The organism is Inhella sp. (assembly GCF_041912635.1).
In the GTDB taxonomy this organism is placed as follows: Bacteria; Pseudomonadota; Gammaproteobacteria; order Burkholderiales; family Burkholderiaceae_C; genus Inhella.
Map to the genome: position 1 here is coordinate 38,175 of NZ_JAYRMO010000013.1, position 13,910 is coordinate 52,084.

At 70.3% G+C, this 13,910-nt stretch carries 14 protein-coding genes; 11 read left to right on the forward strand and 3 right to left on the reverse strand.

The window, feature by feature from the left end; genetic code table 11:
- Positions 1-23 precede the first annotated feature (23 nt).
- The 10 genes from ACE3QP_RS09425 to ACE3QP_RS09470 are packed head-to-tail and all read left to right on the forward strand — an operon-like array spanning position 24 to position 9,291.
- Positions 24-1,193: a glycosyltransferase family 4 protein gene (locus tag ACE3QP_RS09425; RefSeq protein ID WP_374435513.1), complete on the forward strand. Its 1,170-nt coding sequence runs from the start codon at positions 24-26 to the stop codon at positions 1,191-1,193.
- A complete protein-coding gene (locus tag ACE3QP_RS09430) occupies positions 1,193-2,260 on the forward strand; it encodes a hypothetical protein (protein ID WP_374435515.1) in 1,068 nt (355 codons plus the stop codon). Before ACE3QP_RS09425 ends, ACE3QP_RS09430 begins: the two co-directional genes overlap by 1 nt.
- Positions 2,257-3,264, forward strand: coding sequence for a 2Fe-2S iron-sulfur cluster-binding protein (locus ACE3QP_RS09435; RefSeq protein WP_374435517.1), 1,008 nt, complete (start codon positions 2,257-2,259; stop codon positions 3,262-3,264). Before ACE3QP_RS09430 ends, ACE3QP_RS09435 begins: the two co-directional genes overlap by 4 nt.
- On the forward strand, positions 3,261-4,034 hold the full coding sequence (gene rfbF, locus ACE3QP_RS09440) for a glucose-1-phosphate cytidylyltransferase (protein WP_374435518.1): 774 nt from the start codon (positions 3,261-3,263) through the stop codon (positions 4,032-4,034). The genes ACE3QP_RS09435 and rfbF overlap by 4 nt, the downstream gene beginning before the upstream one ends.
- A complete protein-coding gene (gene rfbG / locus ACE3QP_RS09445; protein ID WP_374435520.1) occupies positions 4,031-5,101 on the forward strand; it encodes a CDP-glucose 4,6-dehydratase in 1,071 nt (356 codons plus the stop codon). The genes rfbF and rfbG overlap by 4 nt, the downstream gene beginning before the upstream one ends.
- Positions 5,085-6,404, forward strand: coding sequence for a lipopolysaccharide biosynthesis protein RfbH (rfbH, locus tag ACE3QP_RS09450; RefSeq protein ID WP_374435522.1), 1,320 nt, complete (start codon positions 5,085-5,087; stop codon positions 6,402-6,404). Before rfbG ends, rfbH begins: the two co-directional genes overlap by 17 nt.
- Before the next feature lie 2 nt (positions 6,405-6,406).
- A complete protein-coding gene (locus tag ACE3QP_RS09455; protein ID WP_374435525.1) occupies positions 6,407-6,946 on the forward strand; it encodes a dTDP-4-dehydrorhamnose 3,5-epimerase family protein in 540 nt (179 codons plus the stop codon).
- Entirely contained in the window at positions 6,943-7,845 is a 903-nt protein-coding gene (locus ACE3QP_RS09460) for an NAD-dependent epimerase/dehydratase family protein (RefSeq protein WP_374435527.1), read from the forward strand. The genes ACE3QP_RS09455 and ACE3QP_RS09460 overlap by 4 nt, the downstream gene beginning before the upstream one ends.
- Complete coding sequence (locus ACE3QP_RS09465; protein WP_374435529.1) at positions 7,842-8,582, forward strand: DUF5672 family protein; 741 nt, start codon at positions 7,842-7,844, stop codon at positions 8,580-8,582. The genes ACE3QP_RS09460 and ACE3QP_RS09465 overlap by 4 nt, the downstream gene beginning before the upstream one ends.
- Positions 8,583-8,595: 13 nt before the next feature.
- A complete protein-coding gene (locus ACE3QP_RS09470; RefSeq protein ID WP_374435531.1) occupies positions 8,596-9,291 on the forward strand; it encodes a glycosyltransferase family 2 protein in 696 nt (231 codons plus the stop codon).
- Here the strand turns inward: ACE3QP_RS09470 and ACE3QP_RS09475 are convergent.
- Complete coding sequence (locus ACE3QP_RS09475) at positions 9,288-9,806, reverse strand: Rossmann fold nucleotide-binding protein (protein ID WP_374435533.1); 519 nt, start codon at positions 9,804-9,806, stop codon at positions 9,288-9,290. The two genes, ACE3QP_RS09470 and ACE3QP_RS09475, sit on opposite strands and share 4 nt — an antisense overlap.
- Before the next feature lie 112 nt (positions 9,807-9,918).
- Between ACE3QP_RS09475 and ACE3QP_RS09480 the strand changes: the two genes are divergently transcribed.
- Positions 9,919-10,977 (forward strand): RNA methyltransferase, encoded by a 1,059-nt coding sequence (locus tag ACE3QP_RS09480; RefSeq protein ID WP_374435534.1) that lies wholly within the window; start codon positions 9,919-9,921, stop codon positions 10,975-10,977.
- Here the strand turns inward: ACE3QP_RS09480 and ACE3QP_RS09485 are convergent.
- Both ACE3QP_RS09485 and ACE3QP_RS09490 read right to left on the reverse strand, forming a co-directional pair.
- Positions 10,938-11,723 (reverse strand): NRDE family protein, encoded by a 786-nt coding sequence (locus ACE3QP_RS09485; protein WP_374435536.1) that lies wholly within the window; start codon positions 11,721-11,723, stop codon positions 10,938-10,940. The genes ACE3QP_RS09480 and ACE3QP_RS09485 overlap by 40 nt on opposite strands.
- A gap of 17 nt (positions 11,724-11,740) precedes the next feature.
- Complete coding sequence (locus tag ACE3QP_RS09490; RefSeq protein ID WP_374435538.1) at positions 11,741-13,900, reverse strand: ATP-binding protein; 2,160 nt, start codon at positions 13,898-13,900, stop codon at positions 11,741-11,743.
- Positions 13,901-13,910: the final 10 nt, after the last annotated feature.

Sequence of the window (13,910 nt, forward strand, 5' to 3'; positions counted from 1 at the left end):
GGGGCGTCTGCACAATGCGCCCGATGAACGGCAGCGCGGCAAGCAAGACCTTGTGCATCGAGGGGTGGCGGGGCATCAACCACTCGATCGGCATGGTGAACCAGAACCAGATCCTGGAGTGGCTGAAGCTGCCGGGCTGGCAGCTCTACCACCGCGACGCGCCCTACTTCCTGCCGCACTGGAGCCGCAGCAGCCTGAGCGCCGGCTTCAGCGCCGAGGAGCAGGCCCTGATCGACGCCGTGCCGCCGCCGCCCGAAGGGCAGCTGCTCGATGGCTGCTACCGCATCGCCTCACCAATCCGCCTGGGCCAGCCCGGCAGCGCGCGGCGCACGGGCACCTTCGTCGTCACCGAGGTGGGCGACCTCGCCTTCGAACCCGAGCCGCTGGACACCGACCTGCTGACCCAGGGCGACGATTTCGTCGTCACCCCCAGCCACTGGGCGCGCGAACGCCTGGTGGAGCGCGGCTTCAAGGCCGAGGCCATCCGGGTGGTGCCGCATGGCTACAAAACCGATGTGTTCCAGCCGCTCAGCCCGGCCGAGCGGCTGGAGGCGCGCCAGCGTGTGGGCATCGCTGAGCATGAGATCGTGCTCTGCAACGTCGGGGTCAGCACCTGGAACAAGGGCGTCGAGCTGGCGGTGCTGGGCTATGTGCAGCTGCGCAGCGAGGGCTTCCCTGTGCGCCTGATCCTGAAGGACCACAAGGGCCTGTATGGCCTGGGCGTGGAGCGGGTGATGGGCGAGCTGATGCAGCGCGAGCCCCTGCTGCAGCGCGCCGACATCCAGGCCGGCATCCTGGTCATCTCCAGCAGCCTGAACCTGCACCAACTGCGCAGCCTCTACGGCCTGGCCGATGCCTATGTCTCGCCCTACCGCGCCGAGGGCTTCAACCTGCCGGTGCTCGAAGCCATGGGCTGCGGCACCTGGGTGATCGTGACCGGCGGCGGCGCCACCGACGACTTCGTACCGCCCGCCCTGGGCCACCGCCTGGCCAGCCGCCCCGGCCGCCTGGCCAATGCCCCGGCGGGCCAGGGCCGCTTCATGGCACCGGAGGTGGAAGACCTGGTGCAGGCCCTGCGCACCGTGGCCGAAGGGCGCGTGCCGCGCGGCCCCGAACAGGAGGCCGCGCGCCAGGCCCTGGCCGAGCGCTACAACTGGGGCCGTGTCACGGCCGAACTGGCGGCGCTGTTCTGATGCCTTCGCTCAGCTTCACCCTTCAAAACGATTCCCTCGGCTTTGTCGAGGCCCTGCACCTGCGCTTTCCCCCGGCGCAACAGGACGCCGTGCTGGACCTTTCCGTCTGGGCCAGCCGGGCCCTGCACCCGCAGGCCTGGGAGCCGCTGCGCTGTCGGGTGGAGCGCAGCCCGGAAGGCTGGGTGGCGCGCCTGAGCCGGCCGGAAAACTTCCACCAGTTCCGCGTGGAGCTGCACCACCAGGGCCCGGTGCAGCCCGAAGCCCTGCTGCAGACCCTGCAGCCCACGCCGCTGGAGCGGCTGAAGCCGCAGCTGCAGGGCAAGCACATCGTCTTCCTGGGCTGCGCGCGCCAATGCGCGGCACAGGTCGACCCCAGCATCGACCGCGTGGCCGAACTGGGCGCGCTGTTCGGGCGCTGGCAGCTGCTGGTGTTCGAGAACGACTCCACCGACGGCACGCCCGAGCGCGTGGCCGCGCGCGCCGCCAGCCTGCCGATCGAGCTGCTTCAGCAGCCCGGCCTGGCCGCCGCCCTGCCCCAGCGCACCCTGCGCTTGGCGCTGGCACGCAACCGCCTGCTGGACCGCGCCCTCGCGCTGCAGCCCGACTACATCTGCTGGCTGGACATGGACGGCCTGGCCGGCCCGGGCCAGCCCAGTACCGAGTCCTTCCTCAGCAATTTCCAGCTCGAGCCCTGCTGGGACGCGGTGTTCCCCGTCAATGCCGGCCCGTACTACGACATCTGGGCGCTGCGCCACCCGGTGCTCTGTGATTACGACTTCATGCAGCAGGGTGCGGTGATGGATGCCGCGCTGGGCCTTCCACTGGCGCGCCACTTCGCGGCCAGCCATCTGCAGGTGGATTGGCGCCAGCTGCAGGGCTGGCTGCCGGTGGATTCCGCCTTCGGCGGCATGGGGCTCTACAAGGCCGCCGCACTGGAGGGCGCGCGCTACAACGGCTGGGCCGAGGGCCGCGAGATCTGCGAGCACGTGCCCTTCCACGCCGCGCTGCGTGCCGCCGGGCACCGGCTCTACCTGAACCCGCAATTCGTCGTGGCTTCGCACGGATGAGCGCGCAACTGATCGACCCCCGTGACGGGCGCCGCATCGAAGTGGGTGACGACGAGAGCCTGCTCGCCGCCGCCCTGCGCCAGGGCTGGAACGTGGCCTACAGCTGCCGCACGGGACGCTGCAGCAGCTGCCGCGCCCGCGTGGTGGCGGGGGAGACCCGTGCCCTGCAGCCCGAGCTGGGCCTGAGCGCCGCCGAGGCCGCCGAGGGCCAGGTGCTGAGCTGCGTGCGCACCGCGCGCGGCGAGGTGCAGGTGGAGCTACCGCTGTTGCGCGGCCCCGCCCAGCCCCCGGCGCGGCTGTGGCCCTGCCGCATCGCCAGCCTGGAGCGCCTGGCCGAGGACGTGCTGCGCGTGCAGCTGCGCCTGCCACCGAGCGCCGCCTGGCGCCATGAGGCCGGCCAGTTCGTCGACCTGATCGGCCCGCAGGGCCTGCAGCGCAGCTACTCGCTGGCCAACGCCAGCGGTTCGCTGCTGGAACTGCACATCCGCCGCGTGCCCAAGGGGCAGTTCAGCAGCTGGTGGTTCGAACAGGCCAAACCCAACGACCTGCTGCGCCTGAACGGGCCGCTGGGCACCTTCGTGCTGCGCGAGCTGGAGGGGCGAGACCTGATCTTGCTGGCCACCGGCACCGGCTTTGCCCCGGTGCAGGCCATGCTGCAGGCACTGGACACCCTGCCGTCCGCACAGCAGCCGCGCTCCCTCACGCTCTACTGGGGCGGTCGCCAGCCGGCCGATCTGTATGTGGCGCCCAGCTGCACCCACCCGCGCTGGCGTTACGTGCCGGTGCTGTCGCGCGCGGGCTCGGATTGGGGCGGCCAACGCGGCCATGTGCAGCAAGTGCTGCTGGCCGATGCCCCGGACTGGGCGCACTGCACCGTCTACGCCTGCGGCAACCCAGCCATGGTGGACGGTGCGCGCGCGCAACTCACGGCGGCCGGCCTGCCGCCGGACCAATTCCATGCCGATGCCTTCGTGCCATCGGCGCCAAGGAGTGCCACCCCATGAAAGCCGTCATCCTGGCCGGAGGCCTGGGCTCGCGCCTGAGCGAGGAAACCACCCTGCGCCCCAAACCGATGGTGGAGATCGGCGGCCGGCCGATGCTCTGGCACATCATGAAGCTCTACTCCCACCACGGGGTGAACGACTTCGTCATCTGCTGTGGCTACAAGGGCTATGTGATCAAGGAGTACTTCGCCAACTACTTCCTGCACATGAGCGACGTCACCTTCGACATGCGCAGCAACCGCATGGACGTGCACCAGCACCGCGCCGAACCCTGGACGGTGACCCTGGTGGACACCGGCGAGGACTCGATGACCGGCGGCCGCCTGCGCCGCGTGGCGCGCTACCTGCAGAACGAAGAAGCCTTCTGCTTCACCTATGGCGACGGCGTGGGTGATGTGGACATCAGCGCCACCATCGCCTACCACCGCCAGCACGGCAAGCTCGCCACCCTCACCGCCACCACGCCGCCGGGGCGCTTTGGCGCGCTGGAGCTGCGCGAGGGCCGCGTCGCCAGCTTCCGCGAAAAGCCGCAGGGCGATGGCGCCGTCATCAATGGCGGCTTCTTCGTGCTTTCGCCCAAGGTGATCGACCTGATCGAGGCAGACCACACGATCTGGGAGCAGGAGCCCCTGCAGCGCCTGGCCGCCCAGGGCGAGCTGATGGCACACGAGCACAAGGGCTTCTGGCTGCCCATGGACACCCTGCGCGACAAGCAGCAACTCGAAGAGCTCTGGGCCAGCGGCCGCGCTCCCTGGAAGGTCTGGGCATGAATGCCAGCTTCTGGGCCGGCCGGCGCGTGCTGCTGACGGGCCACACCGGCTTCAAGGGTGGCTGGCTGGCGCTGTGGCTGCAGCAGCTCGGCGCCGAGGTGCATGGCCTGGCGCTGGACCCGCCCACAAGCCCCAGCTTGTTCGAGGCCGCCCAGGTGGCCCAGGGCCTGGCGAGCGATGCCCGCGTGGACCTGCGCGACTCCGCCGCCGTGCAGCGCACGGTTCAGGCCTGCAAGCCCGAGCTGGTGCTGCACATGGCCGCCCAGCCGCTGGTGCGCGCCTCCTATGCCGACCCGGTGGGCACCTATGCCACCAATGTGATGGGCACGCTGCACCTGCTGGAGGCCGTGCGCCACACGCCCAGCGTGCGCGCGGTGCTGAACGTCACCACGGACAAGTGCTACGAGAACCGCGAATGGCCCTGGGGCTACCGCGAGAACGAGGCCATGGGCGGGCACGACCCCTACAGCAGCTCCAAGGCTTGCAGCGAGCTGCTGACCGCGGCGTATCGGAAGAGCTTCCTGGCTGAGCGCGGCGTGGCCCTGGCCACCGCGCGTGCCGGCAATGTGATCGGCGGCGGCGACTGGGCCGCCGACCGCCTGGTACCGGACCTGCTGCGCGCCTTCGAGCGCGGCGAGCCCGCCACCATCCGCCGCCCACAGGCCGTGCGCCCCTGGCAGCATGTCATCGAACCCCTGAGCGGCTACCTGCGGCTGGCCGAACGCCTGCTGGTGGACGGCCAGGCCGTGGCCGAGGGCTGGAACTTCGGCCCCGAGGACCGCGACGCCCGCACCGTGGGCTGGATCGTCGAACGCCTGGCCGCGCTCTGGGGGCCTGACGCTCGCTGGGCCCTGGAAACCGAAGGCCACCCGCACGAGGCGCATACCCTCAAGCTCGACATCTCCAAGGCCCGCGAAGGCCTGAACTGGCGGCCCCACTGGGGCTTGCAGCAGGCCTTGCAGCGCACCGTGGAATGGCATAAAGCCTGGCGGGGCGGCGCCGATGTGCGCGCCCTGTGTCTGCAGCAGATTGATGAACACCAACGCACCCATGACGAGCTCTCCTGAAGCCCTGCGCGCGCAGATCGCCACCCTGGTGCGCCAGTACGCCGAGATTGCCCACGCCCCCAAGCCCTTTGTGCCGGGGGAATCGCCCGTGCCGGTATCCGGGAAGGTCATCGGCGCGCGCGAGCTGGAGCTGATGGTCGAGGCCTCGCTCGACGGCTGGCTCACCACCGGCCGCTTCAACGCCCTGTTCGAGCGCAAGCTGGCCGAGTTCTTGGGCGTGCAGCACCTGATCACGGTGAATTCGGGCTCGTCCGCCAATCTGGTGGCCTTCTCCACGCTGACCTCGCCCAAGCTCGGCGCGCGCGCCATCCAGCCGGGTGATGAGGTCATCGGCGTGGCGGCGGGCTTTCCCACCACCGTCAACCCGATCCTGCAGTTCGGCGCCGTGCCGGTGTTCGTGGACGTGGACCTGGCCACCCACAACATCGATGCCAGCCTGATCGAGGCGGCCATCACGCCCAAGACCAAGGCCATCATGCTGGCCCACAGCCTGGGCAACCCCTTCAACCTGGACGTGGTGACCGCGCTGTGCAAGAAGCATGGCCTGTGGCTGGTGGAGGACTGTTGCGACGCGCTCGGTGCCACCTACCGCGGTCAGCTCGTCGGCACCTTCGGCGACATCGGCACCCTGAGCTTTTACCCCGCCCACCACATCACCATGGGCGAGGGCGGCGCGGTATTCACCAACAACCCCGAGCTGCGCCTGATCGCCGAATCCTTCCGGGACTGGGGCCGCGACTGCTACTGCGCGCCGGGCAAGGACAACACCTGCAACAAGCGCTTCTGCTGGAAGCTGGGCCAGCTGCCCGAGGGCTACGACCACAAGTACACCTACTCGCACCTGGGCTACAACCTCAAGATCACCGACATGCAGGCCGCCTGCGCGCTGGCCCAGTTGGAGCGGCTGCCCGAGTTCATCACCATCCGCCGCCGCAACTTCGCCTGGCTGAAAGAGCGCCTGCAAAGCTGCGCCGAGTTCCTGCACCTGCCAGAGGCCACGCCGCACAGCGAGCCCTCCTGGTTCGGCTTCCCGCTGGTGCTTAAGCCCGAGAGCGGCATCAAGCGCCTGGACCTCTTGAACTACCTGGAGCAGCACAAGATCGGCACCCGCCTGCTGTTCGCCGGCAATCTGACGCGCCAGCCCTACATGATCGGCCGCAACTTCCGCGTCAGCGGCAGCCTCACGAACACCGATGTGGTGATGAACCAGACCTTCTGGCTCGGCGTCTACCCGGGCCTGGGTGAAGAGCAGCTGGAGTTCATGGCCGCGCGGCTGGAAGAGTTCCTCGGGGTGGGCTTCTGAGCATGCGCACCGAGGCGCTAGGCCTGCCGGGCTGTTCGCTGGTGCATCTGGACCGCTTCGAGGACGAGCGCGGTTGCTTCGTCAAGACCTATCAGCGCCTTGCGTTCGAGGCTGCAGGCATGGAGCCATTGGAAGGAGAAACCTTTTATACCGTGTCGCATCAAGGCGTGCTGCGCGGCATGCACTTCCAGACCCCGCCTTCTGATCTTGCCAAGTTGGTGCATTGCCTAGCGGGCAGGGTGCTGGATGTCATCTTGGACCTTCGCCGCTCATCCCCGACCTACATGCAACATCGCACCGTGTTGTTGGACGGCACCCAGAGCACCGCGGTCTATCTGCCGCATGGCATCGCGCATGGCTTCCTAGCCCTGTCGGACGGCGCCACCATGGCGTATCAGGTCTCCAAGCCCTACAACCCCTCGCATGACGCCGGCATCCGCTGGGACAGCTTTGGCTTCGACTGGCCGATTGCGCAGCCGCTGCTCTCCGAGCGCGACCAGCGTCACCCCGCGCTGGCGGATTTCGACTCGCCCTTCGCATGAAGGCCCTGATCACCGGCGCCTCCGGCTTCGTGGCCACCGAACTGGCTGCGCAACTGAGCCGTGCCGGGCACCAATGCATCGGCCTGAGCCGCAGCAGCCGCCCGCCAGCCCGGCCCGAGCACTTCGCGCAGGTGCTGGCCTTCGAGCCCGACCGCTTGGCCGAGCAGCTGGCCGAGCAGTTGGCCACATTGCAGCCCGATCTGGTCTTTCACACCGCCACCCGCTTCGTGGCCGAGCACCAGGCGCAGGATGTGCAGCCGGTGCTGGAGGCCAATGTGCTGTTCGGCTGCCAGCTGCTTGAAGCCATGCGCCAGGCCGGGCTGCGCCGGCTCGTCAACTGCTCCAGCCACTGGGTGCACTTTGAAGGCGCCGCGCCGCGTCCCTCGAACTTCTACGCGCTCAGCAAGCAGATGTTCGAGAACGCGCTGGACTACTACGGCGACGCCTTCGGCATCGGCAGCACCACGCTGATCCTGGGCGACAGCTACGGCCCTGCCGACCCGCGCGGCAAGCTCGTCAGCGCCCTCATCGACGCCGCCTACAGCGGCCGCGAGCTGGCGCTCTCGCCCGGCCAGCAGCGGCTCAGCCTGACCCATGTGCGCGACGTGGCCGCCGCCTTGCAAGTCGCCGGCGAGCGCCAACTGCAAGCCAGCGAGCCGCTGCGCGAGCAGTTCACCGTCAGCGGCGAACTGATCCGCCTGGTGGACCTGATCGAGGCCGTGCAAGCGGTCACCGGCCGCGCTCTCCACGCCAAGCTCGGCGCACGCCCCTACCGCTTCCGCGAGGTGATGCAGCCGAGCCTTCACGCCGCCCCGCCCCTGCCCGGCTGGCAGGCCCGCATCCCCCTGCGGGACGGCCTGCGCGAGCTGGCCGCCCCCACCCAAGCCCCGGCGCCATGACCCTGCCCATCACCCTGATCGGCATCGACACCGATCCCGTCTCCCGCACCCTGACCCGCTACGCGCTGGAGCGCACCCGCGAGTGCCTGGACGTGCAGGAGATCCTGTTCTTCGGTGCCGAGCCCCTGCACATCGGCGAGCGCTTCGTGCGCATCGAGCGCTTTCCCTCGATCGACGCCTACAGCGAGTTCGTGCTCAAGTGCCTGTGGCCCTTCATCCGCACCGACTACATCATGATCGTCCACTGGGACGGCTTCGCCACCCGGCCCGAGCTCTGGCAGGACCGCTTCCTGGACTACGACTACATCGGCGCGCCGTGGATCTGGGGCGATGAGAACCGCCGCGTGGGCAACGGGGGCTTCTGCATCCGCAGCAAGAAGCTGCTACTGGAATGCGCCGACGTGCGCGTGCGCCGCCACCCCGAGATCGAGGGCGGCGGCGGGGCCGAGGACGTGGTGATCTGCAAGCTCTATGGCGCCCACTTCGAAAGCCGTGGCCTGCGCTTCGCACCCATCGAAGTGGCGCGCGAGTTTGCGCTGGAATACGGCGACGAGCGCGAGACCTTCGGCTTCCACGGCCCCTGGGTGATGCCGCTGCGCCTGGACGAATCCGTGCTCCTCAAGTACCAGAGCACCCTGCTGGCCAAGTTGAAGAACGCCGAGGTCAAGCCCCAGGTGCTGGCCAATTGCCGCGCGCGCGGCTACACGCGCTTTGCCGCCGCCCTCGAAGCCGCCTGAGGACCGCCCCGCCATGACCCAGCTCAGCCTGATCACCCATGTCTACAACGCCCAAGCCGCCGTGGACCGCCAGGTGGCCGGCTGGCGCCAGCTGCCGGCCGAGTTGCGCGCCGAGCTGGAGTTCATCGTCGTCGACGACTTTTCGGATCAGCCGCTGACGGTGGACCGCGGCGACCTGAACCTGCGCCTCTTCCGCGTCGACGACGACATCCCCTGGAACATGCCCGGCTGCCGCAACCTGGCCGCCTTGCAGTCCGACTCGCCCTGGCTGCTGTACTTCGATGTCGACAACGTGCTGGCCCCGGCCGACCTGGCCCGCCTGCTGGGCGTGCTGGGCCGCCTGAACCCGCGCACGCTGTATGTGTTTCGCCGCATCTTCCAGGGCCAGGAGCTGGAACCGCACATCAACAGCTTCCTGATCCGCCGCCAGGGCTTCTTCCGCACCGGCGGCTACGACGAAGACTTCTCCGGCCACTACGGCTTCGAGGACGTGCTGTTCCGCCAGCTCTGGCGCCAACAGGTCGGCCCCGAGGTGCTGCTCACCGACATGGCCTTCGAGCAGATGGAGCTGCAGACGCAAGGCATGAGCCGCGACACCAAGCGCAACCAGGCGCTGATTCAGTACAAGGCGGCGCTGGGCTGGCCGAAGGCGAGGAACCTGGTGCGCTTTGGCTGGACCGAGGTGGGCGCCGCGCCCGTCGCCACCTAAGTCCGCACCAGGCCCAGCGCCTGCAGCTGCGCGCGCAGCTCCGCGGCGCTGGACCAGGGCAGGATGGGCGAATTGCCGCGCTCGTCCGGCGGGTTGTCGGGCAGGCGCTCGGACCAGCCGCCGCAGCCCACCAGGGGCAGCAGCGGGCGGCGATGCAGCCAGGCCAGGCAGACCTCGGAAATCGTGCCCGCCCGACCACCGATGACGATGCAGGCATCGCCCGAAAGCGCCATCAGCAGGTTGCGCGCATCGCCCATGCCGCTGGGCACCACCACCGTGGCCGGCCAGTCGGGCGCGGGCATGGTGTCCGGCGGCACGATGCTGAGCACGGTGCCCCCCGCCTCCACCGCCCGCTGGGCGGCCACGCGGGTGGCGGGGCTGCCGCAGCCGCTGACGACGGTGATGCCCAGCGCGGCCAGCAGCGCGCCGGCTTCAGCGGCGCGCTCGTAAGCCGGAGAACCGGGTTCAGCGCTGCCGAGCACGCTGACCTGCGGGGCGCGGAAGGGAAGTTTCATCGGTCTGGTTCCTGAAGCGGGCGGACCAGCTTGCCAGAGGGGGCACCGCCCGACTGTGGTCATGCACGGCGAACCCTCATGGCGGGGGTTGGCGCCCCACGACAATCCGCCCATGCAGTTCGACGACATCGTTCAGGCGCTCGACGCCCTGGGCGCCCGCCCCCTCCACCGCGCCCGCGTGCTGCGCCACTGGCTGCAGGCCATTCCGCTGACGCAAGGCCGGCGGCCGCTGGACCAGTTCCTGCCCAAACCCCTGTTCGAAGCCCTGCCCGCCTTGCTGGCCGAGTGGCAGGGCCAGGTGCAGCTGCACACGCGCGAACCGGCGGCGGATGGCTCCGAGCGCCTGCTGCTGACCCTGCGCGACGGCCAGTCGGTGGAGGCCGTGCTGCTGCCCGAGCGCAGCAAGGCCTGGGGCCTGTGTGTCTCCAGCCAGGTGGGCTGCGCGGTAGGCTGCGGCTTTTGCATGACGGGCACCGGCGGCCTGATCCGCCAGCTCGGCAGCGCCGAGATCCTGGCCCAGGTGGCCCTGGCGCGCACGCTGCGCCCGGTGAACAAGGTGGTCTTCATGGGCATGGGCGAGCCCTCGCACAACCTCGAGGCGGTGCTGCAGGCCATCCAGGTGCTGGGGCAGGAAGGCGGCATCGGCCACAAGAACCTGGTGTTCAGCACGGTGGGCGACGAGCGCGCCTTCGAGCGCCTGGCGCAAGGCGTGGTGAAGCCGGCGCTGGCGCTCTCGCTGCACACCACCAGGGCGGAGCTGCGCGAGCAGCTGCTGCCGCGCGCGCCGCGCCTGAGCCCGCAGTGGCTGGTGGAGCAGGCCGAGGCCTATGCGCGCGCCAGCGGCTACCCGGTGCAGTACCAGTGGACGCTGCTGGACGGCGTGAACGACGAGGAAGAGGACGCCATCGTCGAGCTGCTGCAGGGCCGCTTCGGGGTGCTGAACCTGATTCCCTACAACCAGGTCGAGGGCCTGCCCTTCCGCCGCCCGGCCGCCGAGAAGAGCCGCGCCCTGCTGCGCCGCCTGCACCAGCGCGGCATCCTGACCAAGCTGCGCGACTCGGCCGGCCAGGACGTGGAAGGCGGCTGCGGCCAGCTGCGCGCGCGCATCCAGGCCGAACGGCCGGTGAAGTTTCAGAGAACGAAGTCGAGCGCGGTGTCGCCTTCGACCTGAGCGTGGGCGCCGAAGCGGCGCTCGTGCACCCACAGGCGCAGGCCCGCGGCCGTGCGCTCGGCCAGCACCACGGTGCTGCAGCGCGTGCCGTAGACCCCCTGGCCATCTGGCCCGGCGATGTGCACGAAGGCGCTGGAGAGCTGGCGCTCGCGCAGCAGGCCCACGCCGGTGTCGGGCAGTTCGGCATCCGGCGCGGGCTGGCGGTCGGCCAGCGCGGCCAGCAGGGCCTCCAGCAGGCGCGCCGGTTCGGGCTCGGTCTGCAAGGCCTGCGCCAGCTGGCCGCGCAGGCGCTGCAGCTTGGGCCAGGGCGTGTTCAGCGCGGCATTGGAGAGCCCATGCAGCCCCGGCGCCAGCGCCCCGCCCGCGGCGCGGTTGCTGAGCCACTGCGCCTGGCCGCTCGGCAGGTCGGCCCAGATCAGGTTGAAGCCGGCCCGGGGCGCCTGGCGCAGTTCGTCCAGCGCCTGGGCCGGCCGTTGCAGGGCTTGCAGCACCAGCTCGCCGCGCGAGCGCGCAGCGGGCGGCGGCGCCACCTGGGGTTCGCGCACATTGGTCACCAGCGCCAGGCGGCCGCTGCGGTGCAGGGCCAGCCAGCTGCCACCGGCCTGCAGGTCGCGCCCACCCAGCAGTGGGGCGTCAACCCACCAGCCCAGCGGCGCGCTGGGGCGGGCGTGGAACTCGTCGCGGTTGGCGGCCAGCACCCAGGGGTAGCGCGGGTGGCAGGTCAGGGCGAAGGCGGCCAGGCACATGGTTCGGCGCGCCGGTGTCAGGCCTCGGGCCGCAGCGGCAGGTAGACGCGGAACTCCGCGCCCTCGCCGGGCCGGCTCTCCACCTCGATGCGGCCGCCATGCTTGTCGACGATGCGGCGCACGATGTCCAGCCCGAGCCCGCTGCCCTCGCCGCTGGCCTTGGTGGTGAAGAAGGGTTCGAAGATGCGCTGGTGCAGCTCGGGCGGGATGCCCGGGCCGCTGTCGCGGATGCGCACCAGCAGGTGCTCGCCCTGCAGGCCCAGCCCGAGCTCCAGCCGCCCGCGGTCCTGCATGGCCTGCAGCGCGTTGTGGATCAGATTGGTCCAGACCTGGTTGAGCTCATCGGGCCAGCAGTGCAGCGGCGGCACCGGCTCGAAGTGGCGCACCAGCTCCACGCCGCGCTTGATGCGGTTGTGATACAGGGTCAGCACGGTCTCCAGGCCTTCGCGCACATCGGCCAGCACGCGCGGCGCGTCGCCGCTGACGCGGGAATAGCTCTTCAGCGCGAACACGATCTTGGCCACCTGCTCCACCGCCGTGTTGATGTTCTGCGCGCCGCTGAGCAGGGTGGCCAGGGCGGCCGCGCTGTCCAGCACATGGGCGGCCAGCGGGTGGCGACAAAGCGGCAGCACCGGGCCGAGCTCCAGCGCGGGGTTGATCTGCACCAGGCGCCCGGCCATCCAGTGGCTGCTGGCCACGCCCTCGGCCTCCAGCGACGCGGCCAGCTCGCGCACGCGCTGGCGCTCGGCGCGCGTGCTTTCCATGGGCCGGGCCTGGCGCACCTGGCCCACCAGGTCCAGATAGGCCTGCAAGGTGGCCGCATCCAACTGGTGCAGCAGCTCGGGCAGGCCGCTCAGCCATTGGTCCAGCGCCATGGCCATGGCATTGCCACTGCTCTTGACGGCCGCGATCGGGGTGTTGATCTCGTGCGCCACGCTGGCCACCAGCTGGCCCAGCAGGGCCATCTTTTCGGACTGCAGCAGCTGGCTCTGGGTGCGACGCAGGCTCTCCAGCGCCTGCTCGGCGGTTTCCTTGGCGGCCAGGGTGGCGGCCTCGCGGCCGGCCAGCAGGTCCAGGTTGTCCTGCAGGGCGCGCGCCAGGTCGCCGATCTCGTTGCGGCCCAGCGCGGGCAGGCGCGTGTGCGGCGCCGCCTTGCTGGCTTCGATGGCATCGAGCAGCTGACGCAGGCGCCGCACGATGAAGAGGTTGGCGTAGATCAGCACCCCCACCACGCCCAGCGCCATGGCCGCGAACGCGAACACCGAAACGGCGCGCTGGCGGCGGATCAGGCTGCCGAGGTCCGACCCCAGCGCACGCACCGAGGCCTGGGTGCTCTGGTTGAAGCTGGCGGCGGTGGCCAGGAAGCGGTCGGACAGCGAGCCGTTGACGGACAGCCGGGTCTCTTGCAGATAGGACAGGCGCACCTGTTCCAGGCGCAGGCGCAGCGGGTTCTCGGCCGCGCCCAGCAGGCCCAGCAGCTCGCGGGCGCGCGGCAGGAAGCCGGCCGGCAGCCCCTGGTTCGGCAGGCTGCGTTCCAGGGCCTGCACTTCGGCGTTCACCCGCACCAGCAGCGCCTGCAGCTCGACGGGATCGCTGAGCTGCGCGCCCGTCACCGTGGCCACGCTCAGCTCGAACAGGCGCTGGCGCGCGCGCAGCACGGCCAGCGGCGCTGCGGGCCCGTCGTCCTTGCTGAGCTGCTGGCGCAGGCTCTCCAGGCGCCGCATGGCGTTGGCCTGGCTTTGCTCCAGCACCAGGCGGCGGCGCGCAATCTGCTGCAGCTGCGCAATGTTGCTGCGCAGATTGCCCAGAAAGCCCTGCAGGGTGCGCAGCTCGGGGTCGGCATTGCCGGCCGCGCTCAGCGCCCGCAGGGTCTTGGTCAGGTCGTTCAGGTCCTGTTCCAGCCGCACGCCGGCGCTGTCGATGGCGGCTTCCGAGCCGGCCCGGGTCAGCGTGGGCACCTGGGCCACGACGTTCTGCGCCTGCGTGGCCATGCGCTGTGAGAGCTCGAAGCGGTCCAGGTCCACGCCGGTGATGCGCGTCAGCGCCGTCTCCACCTGGCCCAGCGCGTGCAGCAGCACCAGGGCGATCACGGCCGCCAGGCTGGCGATCAGCAACAGGATGGTGAGCAGCTGGGCGCGCAGGCCCAGGGGGTGCAGATCGAAGCGGGGCGGGCGCACGGCGGGGCCG